Genomic DNA, 16,426 nt, shown 5'->3' on the forward strand with positions numbered 1-16,426 from the left:
TCAAGTTATCGCCGGGGTGGATTCGGCCATCCGGGGTTCACGCTGAGTCAGCGGCATGGCTAGGCTCCGGGCATGCCGGACACGCAGTACGAAGACCTCCTCCGCCATGTCCTCGACACGGGCGCCCGCAAGGGCGACCGTACCGGCACGGGCACGCGGTCGATCTTCGGGCATCAGCTGCGCTACCGCCTGTCCGAGGGCTTTCCGCTGATCACCACGAAGAAAGTCCACTTCCGTTCGATCGCCTACGAGCTGCTGTGGTTCCTGCGCGGCGACGCGAACGTCTCGTGGCTGCGCGAACACGGCGTCACGATCTGGGACGAGTGGGCGGCCGAAGACGGTGACCTGGGCCCGGTCTACGGCGTGCAGTGGCGTTCGTGGCCGACCCCGGACGGCGGACACGTCGACCAGATCGCCGAGGTCCTGCGCACGCTGCGTGAGAACCCGGACTCGCGGCGGATCATCGTGTCGGCGTGGAACGTCGCCGACATCCCGCGCATGGCGCTGCCGCCGTGCCACGCGTTCTTCCAGTTCCACGTCGCCGACGGCAAGCTGTCCTGCCAGCTGTACCAGCGCAGCGCGGACCTGTTCCTCGGCGTGCCGTTCAACATCGCGAGCTACGCGCTGCTGACGCACCTGATCGCCGCCCAGGTCGGCCTCGGCGTCGGCGACTTCATCTGGACCGGCGGCGACTGCCACATCTACGACAACCACGTCGACCAGGTCCGCACGCAGCTGGCCCGCGAGGCGCGGCCCTTCCCCACGCTGGGGCTGAAGCCGGCCGACAGCCTGTTCGAGTACACCTACGAGCACTTTTCGGTCGAGGGTTACGACCCGCACCCGGGCATCAAGGCACCGGTGGCGGTGTGATCGGGCTGGTCTGGGCGCAGGCGGCGAACGGGGTCATCGGACGGGACGGCGAGCTGCCCTGGCACCTGCCGGAGGACCTGCGGCACTTCAAGGAGCTGACCGCGGGGGCGGCGGTGGTGATGGGCCGCCGCACGTGGGAGTCGCTGCCGCCGCGCTTCCGGCCGCTGCCGGGGCGGCGCAACCTCGTGCTCTCGGGGACCCCGCAGGAGGGCGCCGAGACGTTCGCGGACCTGCCGTCGGCGCTCGCCGCGGTGCCCGGCGACCGGTGGGTGATCGGCGGCGCGGCGGTGTACCGGGCGGCGCTGCCGTTCGCGGACCGGATCGTGGTCACGGAGATCCGGGAGTCCTTCGAGGGGGACACGTACGCGCCGGAGGTCGGGCGGCCGGCGGACTCCGTGGGGGAGTGGCTGGAGTCCTCGGCCGGGCTGCACTACCGCTTCCTGACCTGGGGCTGAGGCCCGCTCCGCCGGTCCGGCCGCAGTGAATGACTCATTCCTGGCGTCCGACGCCAGGAATGAGTCATTCACTGCGCTTGCCGGTGCGGGCCGTTGCGCTCTCCGGGGTCGGCGCTATACGGTTGGCGCGAACTAGAACAGGTTATAGTTCTAGTGGCCGGTCGTACCGAGGAGCGAGTATGGCGAACAGGGCGGCGCGCGGCGACGAGGCCGACTACGTCGTCGTCGGGTCGGGGAGCTCGGGCGCGGCGATCGCGGGCCGGCTCGCCCAGGCCGGGGCCAGCGTGATCGTCCTGGAAGCCGGGACGAGCGATGCGCAGCTGCTCATCAAGAAACCCGGGCTCGTCGGGCCGATGCACGCCGTGCCGCAGCTCAAGAAGCCGCTCGACTGGGGCTACTACGGCATTCCGCAGAAACACGTTCTCGATCGGCGGATGCCGGTGCCGCGCGGCCGGGTCGTCGGCGGCTCGAGCTCCATCAACGGCATGGTCTACGTCCGCGGCAACCGCGCCAACTTCGACTCCTGGGCCGCCGAAGGCAACACCGGCTGGGACGCCGACAGCGTCAACGCGGCCTACAAGCGCATGGAGGACTTCGAAGACGGCGAGAACGCCTTCCGCGGCGCGGGCGGGCCGATCCGGGTCACCCGCGCGAAGAACCCTCAGGAAGGCTCGCTGCAGTTCGTCGACGCCACCGCCGACGCGCTCGGCTGCAAGATCCTCGACGACTACAACGCCGAGTCCCAAGAAGGCGTCAGCCGGATGCAGCAGAACGCCGCCGACGGCCTGCGCTACAGCGCCTCGCGCGGCTACCTCCACCACGCGCCCCCGAACTTGCAGCTGCAGTCCGGGGTGCTGGTCGAGAAGGTGCTCATCGAGAACGGCCGCGCCGTCGGCGTCGAGGTCGTCGACGGGCGCCGCCGGCGCACCATCCGGGCCGGCAAGGAGGTCATCCTCTCCGCCGGCGTCATCGGCTCCGCGCAGCTGCTCATGCTCTCCGGCATCGGCCACGCCGAGCACCTCAAGGAACACGGCATCGACGTCGTCGCCGACCTGCCCGTCGGCGACAACATGCACGACCACATGTTCCACGCCCTCACATTCCACGTGACCACCAGCAAGAACAAGGGCACGGCGCCGTACTTCGCCCGCGGGCTGGCCCGGGAGCTGCTGCGCCCCGGCACCACGTTCCTGGCGAACTCGGTCTTCGAGGCGGTCGCGTTCCTGCGGACCTCGCAGGCCGGGGCGATCCCCGACTTGCAGCTGCACCTCCTGCCGTGGGCCTACGTCTCGCCCAACCAGGACGCGCCGATCCGGCACGACGTCGACAAGCGCCCGGCGCTCACCGTGCTGACGACGCTCATCTACCCCAAGAGCCGCGGCACGCTGCGCCTCGCCTCGGCCGATCCCGCAGCGGCCCCGGTCATCGACTTCCAGTACCTGTCCGATCCGGCCGACCTCGAGCTGCTCGGCGAAGGCTCGGAAATGGTGCGCGAGATCTTCGCGTCCAAGGCGTTCAAGGGCGCGGTCAAGGAAGAGATCCACCCGGGCAAGGACCTCACGGGCCAGCAGCTGCGCGACGCCATCCTCAACCGTGCGACGTCGGTCTACCACGGTGTCGGCACCTGCCGGATGGGTGTCGACGAGCTCGCCGTCGTCGGCCCCGACCTGCGCGTGCGCGGGGTCGAGGGCCTGCGGGTCTGCGACGCTTCGATCATGCCGTCGATCACCGGCGGCAACACCAACGCGCCCTGCATCATGATCGGGGAAATGGGCGCCCAGCTCGTCCTCGGGAGCCGGTCATGACGCTCACCCCGCTCGAACTCACCCGTCCGGCGTCGGTCACCGACGCCTTCCTGGAGCAGCTCGTGGCCCGGGTGCCCGGCTCGTCCGGCGCGACCTGGAAGCTCACCGAGGTCTACACCGGCGACGTGCTCGTCGAGCTGCCGCAGTCGCCGCCCGAGGACATCGAGCGGGCGTTCGCCGTCGCGCGCGAGGCCCAGCGGAAGTGGGCGGCCACGCCGGTGAAGGAGCGGCTGGCGGTGTTCCGGCGGGCGCACGCGCTGTTCGTCGAGCACGCGCGGACCGTCGCCGACCTCATCCAGGTCGAGAGCGGCAAGAACCGGCGGATGGCGATCGAAGAGACCTGCGACCCGCCGATGGTGATGAGCCACTACCTGAAGCGGGCCGCGAAGCTGCTGGCGCCGACGAAGCGCGGCGGCCCGGTCCCGATGCTGACGACGTCGACCGAAGTCCGGCTGCCCAAGGGGGTCGTCGGGATCATCGCGCCGTGGAACTTCCCGTTCGCCACCGGGGTTTCCGACGCGATCCCGGCGTTGATGGCCGGCAACGCGGTGGTGCTGAAGCCCGACAACAAGACCGCGCTGTCGCCGCTCTACGGCGTCCGGCTGCTGGAGCAGGCGGGGCTGCCGGAAGGGCTGTTCCAGGTGGTGTGCGGCGAGGGCCCGGACGTCGGCCCCACGCTGATCGACCACGCCGACTACGTGATGTTCACCGGTTCCACGGCGACCGGCCGGGTGATCGGCGAGCGCGCGGGCCGCAACCTCATCGGCTGCTGCCTCGAGCTCGGCGGGAAGAACCCGATGATCGTGCTGGAAGACGCCGATTTTGCCGAGGCCGTCCAGGGTGCGATCTTCGGCGCGTTCGGCAACACCGGTCAGATCTGCATGCACATCGAGCGGATCTACCTGCCGGAATCCCGGTACGAGGAGTTCAAGACGGCGTTCGTGGCGGCGGCCTCGGCCCTCGACGTCCGCGCGGCGTACGACTTCGGCCCCGACATGGGTTCGCTGGTCTCGGTCGACCACATGCGCCGCGTCAAGTCCCATGTGGACGATGCGGTCGCCAAGGGCGCCACCGTTCTCTGCGGCGGCAAGCCCCGACCCGACCTCGGCCCGGCGTTCTTCGAGCCGACGATCCTCGAGGGCGTCACGCCGGACATGCTCTGCGGCGTGACCGAGACGTTCGGCCCGGTGGTGGCGCTGCACAAGTACCGCACCGTCGACGAAGCGGTGGCGCTGGCCAACGACACGGACTACGGCCTCAACGCCTCGGTCTGGAGCACCGACGTCACCGCGGCGCGCGCGGTGGCGGCCCGGATCGAGTCCGGCAACGTGAACGTGAACGACATCCTCGCGACCGCGTACGCGGCCAAGGGAACGCCGTCGGGCGGGGTGAAGAACTCCGGCGTCGGCGCCCGGCACGGCGATCAGGGGCTGCTGAAGTACACGGACGTGCAGAACCTGGCCGTGCTGAAGAAGCAGGTGATGGGGCCGCGGCCGGGGCAGGGGTACGAGAAGTACGTCGAGAGCATGCTTTCCGGGCTGAAGCTGATGCGGAAGCTGCGGATCCGGTAGCGCTCAGCCGTCCACGAGCAGCCCCCGCAACGGCCCCTGGAGCCGGGCCGCCCGGCGCGAGGCGCCCGGCAGCAGCACCAGCCGGTGGGTCCGCCGCTCACCCCGGCGTTCCCGCTCGGCCTGCTCCTCGGCCAGCGGCCGCCACAGGTTGTCCACGATGTCCGCCGGGTCCCGGTCTGCCAGCTCCGCCACCGGATGCCCGAGGTGCTCGGCCCACAACCGCAGCCGGGTGGCCCGGACCACCTCCGGGTCGTCGGTCGCGATGTTCACCTCGGTGTCGTTGAACAGCGAATGCTCGTTCAGGTTCGCCGAGCCCACGGTGAGCCACGAGTCGTCCACGATGCCGAGCTTCGCGTGGACGTACACCGGGGCGGCCGAACCGCCGTCGTGGGCGCTGATCGTCGTGGCCAGCAGGCGGTGGTGGCCGTCGTCGGCGTCGAGCAGCCGGCCCAGCTGGCCGCGCGTGGTGTCCGAGCCGTTGCTCGGCTTGCGCGGCAGCAGCAGGACCACGCGGAACGCCTCGTGCGGCGGGTTCAGCAGCTTGTCGAGCAGCACCTCGGCGATCTCCGGCGACCACAGGAACTGGTTCTCCAGGTAGATCAGCCGCTGCGCCGAGCGCAGCGCGCGCAGGTAGCCGTCGAGGACGGTGAACTCGCCCTTCGGCAGGAAGTCGTAGGTGTCGTTCGGCACCGTCCGCAGGAGCTGGACGCGGCTGCCGCCGACCGGGTCCGGCACCGTGGGCGCCGGCAGGTCCTCGCCCGCCACCTCGGTCCACCGCCGGCGGAAGTGATCGGCGACGTCGGCGACCACCGGGCCGTCGAGCCGGGCCATCAGGTCGTGCCACCCGATCGGCCGCGGCGGGTGGTCCGGGCTGTCGTGCCGGTCGCCCTCCAGCGCGGTGAGGTCCACCCCGCCGACGAACGCGACGGCGTCGTCGACGATCACCAGCTTCTCGTGGTGGCAGTGCAGGGTCCGCTCGCGGGCGTCCAGCACGCAGCGCACGTCGGTGCCCTCGGTGAACTTCCGCCGTTCGGACCGCGCCAGCTTCCGCGACGGCTGGAACGCGGGAAAGGGCGGCCCCGCCCACAGCAGCACCCGCACCTCGACCCCCCGCCCGGCGACCTCGGCCAGCAGTTCACGCAGGGTGGGCGAGCCGGGCTCCCGCGTCAGCCGGAAGTCGGCGCTGGCGTGCCAGTTGGCGATGTGCACGTACGACTTCGCCCCCCGGATGGCCTCGGCGACGGCCGGCAGCGACTCTTCGCCGTCGATCAGCACCTCGACGCGGTTGCCGTCGCGCACCGGAGCCCGGCCGCCGAGCGGGTCCTGCGCCCCGGCGGAGTCGAGAACGGCACCCCAGCCGAGCCCGCGCAGCCGCCGGCGGTGGTGAGCACACAGGACCCGCTCGAGCCCGTCGCCCACCCGCTCGTCCATCTTGTCCACGAAGGAGTTGAAGGTCTGCACCCGCCCATATCACTACAGATCGGCCCGGCCCGCCGTGCAGTAACGGTGCGTGAGGCGATCGCGACTCGACCTGCATGGAGCCTTTGGTGCTGAAGGTGGGCACGGCGGTCGTGAACTCGGCCGTGAAGTCCTGGCTCACCAGCCGCAAGAGTGAGCTCGAACGGCAGAGTTCGCTGGCGGAGCTGGTGCAGGTCCGGATGGGCGGCGGCTTTTCCCGCAGGCGCTTCGACCGGGAGATCGAGGCACTGGTCGACGTGGTGTCGGAGCGGCTGCTGCTGGTGTGCCGTCAGGAAGTCCCGGACCTCGACGACGGGGAGCGGTCCGCGGCGCTGGCCGAGGTCGCCGCCGCCTTCGAACGGGCGAACCTGGCCGACGCCGACTTGTTCGAGGTCGACGTCGACGCGGCCAAGCTCGCCGCCCGCCTTCGCGCCACCCTGCCGGCCGCGGCGGAACGCGCCGGTCTCGGCGAGGCCGGTACGTGGTTCCACCGCCGGGTCCTCGAAGAGTGCTGCGGCTACTACGTCCGCCTCGTCGTGCACTTGACTCCGTTCGCGGCCAGGGCCGGTGCGGAGCTGCTCGGCCGGGTCTCGGGGTTGGCCGAGCAGCTCGAACGAGTTCTCAACCGGCTGCCGGCGCCCTCCCTGATGGCTCCCGGCGGCACCGCGTCGGACACGGCCTTCCGTTCGCGGTACCTGCGCCAGATCAGCGAAACCCTGGACGACCTCGAGCTGTTCGGGGTGGATACCCGCAGCTACCGTCCCCGGACGACGTTGAGCGTGGCCTACGTGAGCTTGACCGTCCGCGGCGCCGGCGCGGACCTGCGCGGACCGGCCCACGAGATGCTCTCGTGGCGGGCCGACGCGGGGCGCGGCCAGGACGGATCCGTGCGGGCCGAGCAAGCGCTGGCGACGTCCGCCCGCATCCTGATCCGCGGCGAAGCCGGTTCGGGCAAGTCGACCCTCCTGCGCTGGCTCGCGGTCAACGCCGCGCGAGGGACGTTCCGCGACGAGCTGGCCGGCCTCAACGGGTACGTTCCGTTCCTGATCAAGTTGCGCAGCTACTCCGGCCGGCGGCTGCCCTCGCCCGAGGAGTTCCTCGACGGGACGGCGCAAGCCCTGACCGCCCTGATGCCGTCGGCCTACGTCCATCGCCAGCTCGCGTCGGGACGGGCGCTCGTCCTCGTCGACGGCGTCGACGAACTCACCGCCGACGAGCGAGGGGCGGTCCGGGCGTGGCTCAAAGACCTGTGCCAGGCCTTTCCCGAAAGCAGGCTCGTCCTCACGTCACGGCCGGCCGCGGCGGCCGAGACGTGGCTGAGCGCGGAAGGGTTCAGTTCCGCCTGGATCGAGCACATGAGCCAGGCCGACGTACGCGCCCTTGTCCGTCACTGGCACAAGGCGGTGCGCGATGCGGGAAGCATGCCGTGTGCCGAGGAGGATCTTCCCCGCTACGAGGGTGTCCTGCTCAGCCGCCTGGACGGCAACGCCCACCTGAGGGCCCTCGCGACGACGCCGCTGTTGTGCGCCATGTTGTGCGCCCTGAACCTGGACCGTGCCTCGTTCCTCCCGCGCAACCGGCTCGAGCTCTACGTCACCGCGTTGTCCATGCTGCTGGAGCGGCGCGATGCCGAGCGGCGCGTCCCCGCTTCGCTGAAAATCGGTCACCAGGAAAGCCGCCAGCTGCTCCGGCACCTGGCCTGGCGCCTGTCGGTGAACGGCCGGTCCGAGTTGAGCAGGGAGGAGGCCCTCAGGCGCCTCGCCGAACGCCTCGCGACCGTGCCGAGGGTCGGCCACGACGCCGATCGCGTGCTCGAGCACCTCCTGCAGCGGAGCGGGATCGTCCGTGAGCCGACACCGGGCCGGATCGACTTCGTGCACCGCACGTTCCAGGAGTTCCTGACCGCGGAGGAGGCCGCGGACCAGGGGGATGTCGGCCTGCTGGTGCAAAACGCGCACCTGGACCAGTGGCGGGACATCGTCGTGATGGCCGCGGGCCTGGCCAACGCGCCGCTGCGCGAACAACTGTTCACGGGCCTGTTCGACCGGGCCGACGCGGAACCGAGAACCCGGCGGAAGCTCCGGCTCCTCGCCGCGGCGGCGACGGAGTCCGCGCCGGCCCTGACGGTCGAGCTTGCCGAGCGCATGGAAAGTGCACTGGCCGCGCTGATCCCGCCTCGGGGGAAGGCCGAGGCCCGGTCCCTGGCCGCCGGCGGTGAAGTGCTGCTGCCCCGGCTCCTCGACACGCCCGCGGATCTATCGGAGGCCGCGGCCGCGGCCACCGTGCGGACCGCAGCGTTGATCAACGGCCCGGAAGCGTGGCCGGTGCTCGAGAAGTTCAGCGGCGACCCGAGGCCGGGTGTGCAAAGGGAGCTGATCGCGGCCTGGCGCTACTTCGATCCCGACGAGTACGCCGCACGCGTCCTCGCCGACGCGCCGTTGCTGGACGGGCACCTGCGGATCGAAGACCAGGCGCTCCTGCCTGCAGTACCCAAACTTCGCCGCCTGAGCGACCTGAACATCGCTCTCAGCGACATCGCGGACCTCGAAGTGCTCACGCGGTTGCCGTGCTTGCGTGATGCTCATCTGAGTGGTGGCTTCGAAGATCTTACTCCGCTGACGCGGTGCACCGACCTGGAATCGTTGTTTCTGGTGTCTCGTGGTGCGATCGATCCTCATCCGCTCCTTGGTGTCCCGAGCCTGAGACACCTGTACTTCTTGCCCGGGGTAGGGTCGCAAACAGACCTCGGGGTTTTTCAGCCCATGAAGAGTTTGGTCTCATTGGCCATCAGTCGGCTCAACGAGGTGAACGACTTCTCCGCGCTCGGCGACCTGAGGGCACTGACCTCGTTGAATCTTTACCACTATCCTGACGGGGCAGACTTTGGCTTCCTTCGCAATTTGGCCGCTCTTCGATCGCTGGATATCGGGAGAACTCCCGAGGGGGTGGGGCTGGGCATCCAGGGCGGTTTGCGTCAACTGGCCAAGGTTGCCCCCGCGCTCGATTGGGTGGGATTTCTGGATGTTCGCCCACTCGGCGAACTCGGCGAACTCTCGCGCTTTCCCGCCTTGGAGAGGCTGTCCATCCGCCGCTGCCAAGTCGAAGACCTCACTCCGCTTTCCACCGTGAGAGGACTTCGAACTCTCGAGTTATTGGCGCCGGTCAACCCGAGCTGGTGGGCGCAGATCGCCCGGATGAACCAGCTCGCCACCTTGGAGATCATTTCTTCTCCTGGTGGCCGAGGGGATATCGACCTCTCCGGACTGGGCGATGCCCGGCTGACCGTTCGGGCCTATCCCGACCGGCGCCGAATCGTCAACGCAGGCCCGGGAATCGAGGTGCGGCGGGGTTGAAGCGCGGCCGCGCCTCCGTCAGAGGTCGAGCACGAGCCGCGGCGAGCAGGCGCGCGACACACACAGCATCATCACCTCGTTCTCCAGCCGCTCATCCGCGGTCAGCACCGAGTCGCGGTGGTCCGGGGTCCCGCCGAGGACACCCGTCTCGCAGGTGCCGCACGTGCCCTCCCGGCACGACGACAGCACCGTCACCCCGGCTTCCTCGACCACCTCCAGGATCGACCGGTCCGCGGGCACCGGCAGCACCCGCCCCGACCCGGCCAGCTCGACCTCGAAGGCCGCCCGCGGACTTTCGTCCAACCGGGCGGTGAAGCGCTCGACGTGCAGGTCCGCCGGTTCGAGCGCCTCCACCGCGGCCAGCAGCGGTTCCGGGCCGCAGCAGTACACCGCCGTGCCGGGCTGGGCCGCGGCCAGCAGCGTCGGGAGGTCGAGCAGGCCGTGTTCGTCCTGGGGCCGGAACAAAACCCGGTCACCGTGGCGGGTCAGCTCCTCCGTGAACGCCATCGACGCGCGCGTCCGGCCGCCGTACACGAGCTGCCAGTCGCGGCCGGCCGCGGTGACCTGGTCGAGCATCGGCAGGATCGGCGTGATGCCGATGCCACCCGCGATGAACAGGTAGCGCTCGGCGTCCACCAGCGTGAAGTGGTTGCGTGGCCCGTCCACCTGAAGAAGGTCCCCGTCGGCCAGCGAGTCGTGCACGTACGCCGAGCCGCCGCGGCCGTCGGCCTCCCGCAGCACCGCCACGACGTACGCCGACCTGTCCGCGGGATCGCCGCACAGCGAGTACTGCCGCGCGCCGCCCGGCAGCACCAGATCGATGTGCGCGCCCGGCTCCCACGGCGGCAGCAAACCCCCTCCAGGCGCGCGGAGCGTCAGCCGGACGACGCCGTCGGCGAGCTTTTCCTTGCGGTCCACCAGGAGTTCGAGGGTCATCAGTGTCCTTCGGGGTGGGCGAGCAGCCAGTCCCACAGCTGCACGGGGTCTTCGAACTCGCGCTCGGCGCCGCAGTGGCAGACCGCGCGCAACCGGTCGGTGCCGAGCACCCAGTGGATCCGGTAGACGCGGTCGCCGCTGAGCATCGGCTGGTTCACGACGTCACCGGCGCAGCCAGCCGCTGCAGCATCCGGCGGGCCGCCAGGCCGCCGGTGTCGATGTTGATCGACAGCTCCTGGTACCCGTCCGGTTCGGTGGCGATCACCCGCTCGAGGACGTCGAGGGCTTCGACGTCCTGCAGCACCACCGTGCGGTTGTTCTCCGCCAGGAACGCCGACACGCCTTCGTCGTCGAGCGCGAAATCCCTTGCCACGGCCCAGAAGTCGTGCGTGGAGTGCTCGGTCTCGGGCGTGATCGCGTAGACGACCTCGACGTGGAAGCCGTCCGGGTCGCTGCCGTCCGGGTTCGGCACGGACCCGACCGGCGCGATGCGGCTGTGCAGCTTGTACAGGCACGGCGGGGTGTACTCGATGTCCTGCCAGCGCGAGATGCGGCCCTCCAGGCCGGTCGACTTGGCGTAGAAGGGCGGGCACGCCGCGTCGGCCATGTGCCGCGAGACGTAGACGATGCCGGCTTCCTCGTCGACCTCGGTCGTGATCGGCGTTTCGGCGACCTCCGGGGTGCCGATGTAGCCGCCGTGCAGGTAGGTCTCGTGGGACAGGTCCAGCAGGTTGTCCACCAGCAGCGAGAACCGCGCCTTCAGCGGCTCCAGCCCGCAGACCGTGGTGTAGTCCGGCGAGGCGAGCCAGGGCGCGTGGGGGATCGCGGCCGCGTCGGCCTTCGCCGGGTCGCCGATGAACACCCAGACGAAGGAGTCCTGCTCCACCACGGGGTAGTGCGTCAGCCGCGCGGTCCGCGGCACCCGGGTCTGCCCGGGCACGGCCACGCACTTGCCGTCCACGCCGTAGGTGAACCCGTGGTAGCCGCACACGACCTGGTCGTCGACGAGCCGGGAAGGCGCCTGCGACAACGGGAACCGCCGGTGCACGCACCGGTCGGCCATCGCGGTGACGCTCCCGTCGCGGGTCCGCCAGAACAGGATCGGCTCGCCGCAGATCGTCCGGCCGAACAGCTCGGCGCCGATCTCGGAGCCGTAGGCGGCGACGTACCACTGGTCGCGGGGGATGGCGCTCATCGGGGTCGTCCTTTCGTGGTGGGCCGGGTCACAGCCTGAGGGAACGGCCCGGGCACCACGAAGGGCTATTTCATAAGATGGAAAGTGCGCGCGAGATGGCCCGTGCGCTGGTCATCACCAGCGGGGCCAGCGCGTGCGGTGACACGCTCCCGTACCGCACGACCAGCGACACCGCGGCCACCACCCGGCCCCGCGCGTCGTGGATCGGCGCGCCGACCGACACCGCGTCCAGGGTCACCTGGCGCTCGCTGATGGAGAACCCGTGCGTGCGGACGTCGGCCAGCAGGTGCCGCACCCGGTCCGGGTCGGTCACGGTCTCGCTGGTGTACCGGTCGATCGGGCGGCCGAGGACGTCCTCCTGCACCTCGGCGGGGGCGTGGGCGAGCAGGACGAGCCCGACGCCGGTCGCGGTCAGCGCGAACCGGCCGCCGACGCGGGTCAGCACCGGCACCGCCCCGGTCCCGGCGATCCGCTCGATGTACACCACTTCGGTGCCTTCGCGGACGGCCAGCTGGACGTTCTCGCGCGTGATCTGCGAGAGGTCCTCCAGGAACGGCAGGGCGAGTTCCCGCAGGCCCAGACCCCGCGGGGCGAGCGAGCCGAGCTCCCACAGCCGCAGCCCGACCCGGTAGACGCCGGTCTCGTCGCGCTCCAGCGCACCCCACTCGCAGAACTCCCGCAGCAGCCGGTGCGCGGTCGTGGCCGGCAATCCGGTCCGGCGTGCGACCTCGCTCAGCCGCAGCGCCGGCCGATCCGGGGAAAACGCCTCGAGCACCTTCAGCGCGCGTCCCAGTACCGGCCCGGTGGCACCGGGAACGCGACCTCGGTGCGGCACGGCGACCTCCGGCGGGCGGGTTCGGAAGTTCACTATGCCTCGCGCGGCGCCGGTGCGCGGCCGACGGTCCGGTCTGGCGCACGATGTCGCTCAGCCGCCCCGCCGGCTGGTCGGGGGGAACGCCTCAGGACTCGCCGCGCGCCCTGGTACCGGCCCGGTGGCGCCGGGTGCGATCTCGCTGAGTCGCAGGTCCCGCCGGTCCGTCGAGAGGGGCCACGGCGACCTCCGGCGGGGTGCGGCTCAGAGGTCCACTATGCCCCGCGCCGCCCGGCGCGCGGCGGTGGCGTCGCGGCGTTCCTCGAACCGCGAAGCCTGGGTGTCGAGTCCCTTGACGAACGTGGCGAGTTCCTCCCGCGCGGCTTCGCCGACCGCGCCGAGGCCGGTCAGGTCGAAGACCTTCCAGTACCGCAGCAGCGGCTGGACGACGTCGTCGTGGTGGATGCGCAGGTCGTAGATGCCGGCCTTGGCCATCAGCGCCGCCTTGCGCTGGAAGCTCGGGATCACCGCGCCCGGCATCGCGAAGTTCAGCACCTCGTCGGTGATCGCGCGCATCATCGCGTCGGGCGAGATCTCCAGCGCCGCCTTGACGAGGTTGCGGTAGAAGACCATGTGGAGGTTCTCGTCCGTGGACACCCGGGCCAGCAGCCGCTCAGCTAGGGGGTCCTCGGTGTAGCGGCCGGTGTTGCGGTGCGAGAGCCGGGTCGCCAGCTCCTGGAACGAGACGTACGCGCAGACGTTGAGCAGCGGCTTGTCGCCGGTGTCGTAGCCCGCCTGCATGGTCTCCATCCGCATCCGCTCGAGCTCGACGGGGTCGACGGCGCGGGTGACCAGCAGGTAGTCGCGGATGCAGATGCCGTGGCGGCCTTCTTCGGCCGTCCACCGGTGCACCCAGGTGCCCCACGCGCCGTCGCGGCCGAAGGCGCGCTCGATCTCGCGGTGGTAGCTGGGCAGGTTGTCCTCGGTGAGCAGGTTGACCTCGAGGGCGGTCCGGGCGATCGGGGTCACCCGGGACTGCTCCGGGTCCCACGCCTCCCCGCCCAGCTCGGCGAAGTCGCGCCCCTGGCTCCAAGGGACGTACTCGTGCGGCATCCACTCCTGGGCGGCGGCGAGGTGCCGGTTCAGGTTCTCTTCGACCGTGCCTTCCAGCTCGTGCAGCAGGCGGGTGGTTTCGGGGACCGGCATAGGGAACGTCCTTCCGTACCTACGCAACCGTAACTTACGGTGCCGTAGGATACGACAACGGACGCGGGCGCCGCGCGGTTCCCGGGGCTCAGCGGGTGGGGGATACGAGGTCGAAGACGTAGTCCTTGAGGAGGGGCCCGAAGAAACCGGTCGCGGTGATTCGCACCACAGCGCGTCCGGGAACCCCCGCGGCCTGGCCGAGGATTTCGCACTTCGCGGCGGGATCGGCCGGCACGACCTTCGTGATTTTCGGTGACGTCCCGGCCGCCACCGGGATGGTGGACGCCGGCGCGCCGGCGTCGAAGCCGCCGATCGTCCGGCCGCCGAGCACGATGGCGATCGAGAGCGGCCCCTCGGTCGGGACGGGCAGGCCGTTGAACCCCTGCCAATAGCGCACGCAGGTGTCGCGCCAGGCCCCCGCGTCGGCTTCGTGAGCGGCGAGCTTGGCCCGCACCTCGGCGAAGCGGCGGGCGTCGACGTGCGGTTCGAGCGAGTCCCAGACCCGGCGCATCCACGACACGTAGTGGACGCCCGTCTGGTAGCGGTACACGAGTTCGTCCCAGAAGATCCGGCCGTTGCGCATCCGGTGGTCCCACGGCACGTGGTGGAACCACATCAGCAGGTTTTCGGGGACGGTGGCGATGTCGGCGTACCGGGCCGCGAGCACCGGGAAGTACTGCGCGGTGAAGCCGCTGCCGGTGGGGGACCGGTCGTAGCCGAGCCCGGCGCGGTCGGCCCGGTTGTAGTACACCGGGCTCCAGTCGTCCCGCGCCAGCCGTTCGGCGGGGTTGGGGCCGTAGTGGTCGCTGGACCGGAACTGGTGCGCGACGCCGAGCGGGGTCTGGTAGCTCACCAGCGCCTCCCGGGAGCCCAGCATCATCGCCACGATGGTCCGGACGGCGAAGTCGCGATTGCTCCACGTCAGCCGGACCCAGTCCTCGGCGATGCCGCGGGCGTCCAGGGTCCAGTCCCACGCCAGCCTGCCGAAGGCGTACAGGTTCGCCTGCGCGAAGTGGTGCCCGGTCAGGTTGTCCGCGTTGCCGAAGTTGGCCACGCCGACGATGGCGCTGTCCGGGTGGCCCTGGGCCGTGCCGTCCACCACGTGGCCCACCAGGCGCTTCTTCAGCAGCCGGCCGTGCTCGTCGGTGGCGAACGTGTCGGACTTCAGGACCTCTTCCCACAGCGGGCCGAGGTAGCACAGCATCGTGTTCTGCCCGGTGTACTCCTGGGTGACCTGCAGTTCCAGGGCCTGGTTGGTGTGTTCCATCCGGCCGAAGAGCGGGTTGGCCGGCTCCCGGGCCTGGTAGTCGAGCGGGCCGTTCTTGGTCTGCAGGAACACGTTCCGGGCGAACCGGCCCTTTGTCCCGTCGGGCTGGGGCTCCTCGTCGATGGGGCCGAACTCCAGGTAGGCCCGCTTCAGCCGGTCCGCGTCCACGTCGGCGTTGTAGACGAAGGTCCGCCAGAAGATCCGCATCCCGAGCGGTGCCACCGCGGCCGCCATCCCGTTGGCGCCGTCACCGTGGTCGTAGCCCAGGTCCTGGGGACCCGGCTGGCCCTCGGAGTTCGCCTTCACGGTGAACCCCAGGAAGTCGGGGATCGCGGCCTGCAGCTGCCGGGCCCGGCGGGTCCACCAGCCCTGGAACTGCGCGCTGTAGGGATCCAGTTGTTCCCGCGTGAGGGTGTCGGGCGCGAACCGGGCGTCGGTCGGGGCCGCGTAGTTGATGGAGACGGCCAGCTTGATCCCGTACGGGCGCAGCGCGTCCGCCAGCGCGGCTTCCTGCTCGATGGCGGCCGGGGTGAGGTAGAAGCTGTTGGCGTTGACGTTGTTGATCGTGAGGCCGTTGATGCCGACGGAAGCCATCGCCCGCGCCGCCACCAGGTACCGGTCGAGGATCACCGGCAAGTTCAGCCCGGCGGACGCGCCGGTCGCGGTGAAGTCGAAGATCGCCCCGGTTTCGCCGTTCAGCCCGCCGGTTCCGGCCGCGTTGTTCCCGGCGTAGAGGCGCTCGGTCTCCCAGTGGTTCAGGTACCGGTGGTTGATCCGGGGGACCGACGAAATGTCCAGGCCGGTGACGGGTTGCTGAGCCTGGAGACGGCGGAGGAAGGCGAAGGTCCCGTACAGCGCTGCGAGATCGGTGTTGCCGGCGATGACGACGGCCCGGTGCCCGCCCCGGGCCACCGAGCGGATGAGGTAGCCGTCGGTACCGAGTGGCGCCAGGTCGCGCGCGGGAACGAGCCGGCGCACCAGGGGCGAGCTGTCCGGGGTGCCCACGACCACCGCGCGGTCGGGGAACCCGCCCGGCACCGGTACCGGCCGCCCCAGCAGCCCGCCGAGGCCCCGGACGAGCTCGTCCCGTGCCGCTTCCAAGGTGCTCCGCACCAAGTGCTCGGTGGAGCCGGGGGCCATGCTCAGGTTCGCCGTGTGGCGGTGGACCGAGGTCCGCCCGGCGTTCTCCACGACGATCGCCCCGAGCGCGGCCCGGTACCGGGCGAGGAGGCCGGGATCGGCGACCCGTTCGTAACGCAGCCACAGGTCCGAGCCGTCGTAGTCGCCAGGAAAGGCGCTCGGAGGGCTCGCCTGCGCCGGAAGGGCACCGAACATCGAGGTGGCCACGGCAGCTCCGCTGCCGATCAGGAAGGAACGCCGGCGCAGCCGGCTCCGCTCGTTCTCGTCGCTGAGAGACACCGTGCCCCCATCGTGTTCACGAGTATTTAGTTCGTTTCCCGCACTATTGCGGGCAGGGTCGGCGCTGTCAAGAATTGGCG

The 16,426-nt window shown here is 70.6% G+C and carries 12 protein-coding genes; 5 read left to right on the forward strand and 7 right to left on the reverse strand.

Features of this window, described 5'->3' with window-relative positions:
* Positions 1 to 72 precede the first annotated feature (72 nt).
* The 4 genes from ISP_RS22045 (at position 73) to ISP_RS22060 (ending at position 4,701) form a co-directional block, all read left to right on the forward strand.
* On the forward strand, positions 73 to 870 hold the full coding sequence (locus tag ISP_RS22045) for a thymidylate synthase (RefSeq protein WP_013225956.1): 798 nt from the start codon (positions 73 to 75) through the stop codon (positions 868 to 870).
* Positions 867 to 1,325, forward strand: coding sequence for a dihydrofolate reductase (locus tag ISP_RS22050; RefSeq protein WP_013225957.1), 459 nt, complete (start codon positions 867 to 869; stop codon positions 1,323 to 1,325). Before ISP_RS22045 ends, ISP_RS22050 begins: the two co-directional genes overlap by 4 nt.
* 179 nt (positions 1,326 to 1,504) lie before the next feature.
* Positions 1,505 to 3,130, forward strand: coding sequence for a GMC family oxidoreductase (locus tag ISP_RS22055; protein ID WP_013225958.1), 1,626 nt, complete (start codon positions 1,505 to 1,507; stop codon positions 3,128 to 3,130).
* Positions 3,127 to 4,701, forward strand: a complete 1,575-nt coding sequence (locus ISP_RS22060) for a succinic semialdehyde dehydrogenase (protein WP_013225959.1) — start codon at positions 3,127 to 3,129, stop codon at positions 4,699 to 4,701. Before ISP_RS22055 ends, ISP_RS22060 begins: the two co-directional genes overlap by 4 nt.
* A 3-nt stretch (positions 4,702 to 4,704) precedes the next feature.
* On the opposite strand, the gene ISP_RS22065 is transcribed toward ISP_RS22060, so the two are convergent.
* The gene (locus ISP_RS22065; RefSeq protein ID WP_013225960.1) at positions 4,705 to 6,162 is read right to left on the reverse strand and encodes a phospholipase D-like domain-containing protein; all 1,458 of its coding nucleotides are present in this window, start codon (positions 6,160 to 6,162) and stop codon (positions 4,705 to 4,707) included.
* An 86-nt stretch (positions 6,163 to 6,248) separates the two neighbouring features.
* Here ISP_RS22065 and ISP_RS22070 point away from each other — a divergent pair, with 86 nt between their 5' ends.
* Complete coding sequence (locus tag ISP_RS22070) at positions 6,249 to 9,512, forward strand: NACHT domain-containing protein (RefSeq protein WP_013225961.1); 3,264 nt, start codon at positions 6,249 to 6,251, stop codon at positions 9,510 to 9,512.
* Between the two features lie 18 nt (positions 9,513 to 9,530).
* Here the strand turns inward: ISP_RS22070 and ISP_RS22075 are convergent, their stop codons facing one another.
* The 6 genes from ISP_RS22075 to ISP_RS22100 form a co-directional block, all read right to left on the reverse strand.
* Positions 9,531 to 10,448, reverse strand: a complete 918-nt coding sequence (locus tag ISP_RS22075; protein WP_013225962.1) for a PDR/VanB family oxidoreductase — start codon at positions 10,446 to 10,448, stop codon at positions 9,531 to 9,533.
* Entirely contained in the window at positions 10,448 to 10,606 is a 159-nt protein-coding gene (locus ISP_RS22080; protein WP_013225963.1) for a hypothetical protein, read from the reverse strand. Before ISP_RS22080 ends, ISP_RS22075 begins: the two co-directional genes overlap by 1 nt.
* On the reverse strand, positions 10,603 to 11,643 hold the full coding sequence (locus ISP_RS22085; protein WP_013225964.1) for an aromatic ring-hydroxylating dioxygenase subunit alpha: 1,041 nt from the start codon (positions 11,641 to 11,643) through the stop codon (positions 10,603 to 10,605). Before ISP_RS22085 ends, ISP_RS22080 begins: the two co-directional genes overlap by 4 nt.
* A 70-nt stretch (positions 11,644 to 11,713) precedes the next feature.
* Complete coding sequence (locus ISP_RS22090) at positions 11,714 to 12,478, reverse strand: IclR family transcriptional regulator (protein WP_200876252.1); 765 nt, start codon at positions 12,476 to 12,478, stop codon at positions 11,714 to 11,716.
* A 240-nt stretch (positions 12,479 to 12,718) separates the two neighbouring features.
* Positions 12,719 to 13,660, reverse strand: a complete 942-nt coding sequence (locus ISP_RS22095) for an acyl-ACP desaturase (RefSeq protein WP_013225966.1) — start codon at positions 13,658 to 13,660, stop codon at positions 12,719 to 12,721.
* 88 nt (positions 13,661 to 13,748) lie between these two features.
* Positions 13,749 to 16,346: an alpha-glucuronidase family glycosyl hydrolase gene (locus ISP_RS22100; protein WP_013225967.1), complete on the reverse strand. Its 2,598-nt coding sequence runs from the start codon at positions 16,344 to 16,346 to the stop codon at positions 13,749 to 13,751.
* Between the last annotated feature and the right edge of the window lie 80 nt (positions 16,347 to 16,426).

Origin of the sequence: Amycolatopsis mediterranei (assembly GCF_026017845.1) — a bacterium.
GTDB classification, from domain to species: domain Bacteria; phylum Actinomycetota; class Actinomycetes; order Mycobacteriales; family Pseudonocardiaceae; genus Amycolatopsis; species Amycolatopsis mediterranei.

What these genes read in the sequence shown, in the direction of transcription:
- ISP_RS22075 (WP_013225962.1), bottom strand. Translation starts at nt 10,448, where the DNA reads ATGACCCTCGAACTCCTGGTGGACCGCAAGGAAAAGCTCGCCGACGGC.
- ISP_RS22055 (WP_013225958.1), top strand. Translation starts at nt 1,505, where the DNA reads ATGGCGAACAGGGCGGCGCGCGGCGACGAGGCCGACTACGTCGTCGTC.
- ISP_RS22095 (WP_013225966.1), bottom strand. Translation starts at nt 13,660, where the DNA reads ATGCCGGTCCCCGAAACCACCCGCCTGCTGCACGAGCTGGAAGGCACG.
- ISP_RS22085 (WP_013225964.1), bottom strand. Translation starts at nt 11,643, where the DNA reads ATGAGCGCCATCCCCCGCGACCAGTGGTACGTCGCCGCCTACGGCTCC.
- ISP_RS22045 (WP_013225956.1), top strand. Translation starts at nt 73, where the DNA reads ATGCCGGACACGCAGTACGAAGACCTCCTCCGCCATGTCCTCGACACG.
- ISP_RS22060 (WP_013225959.1), top strand. Translation starts at nt 3,127, where the DNA reads ATGACGCTCACCCCGCTCGAACTCACCCGTCCGGCGTCGGTCACCGAC.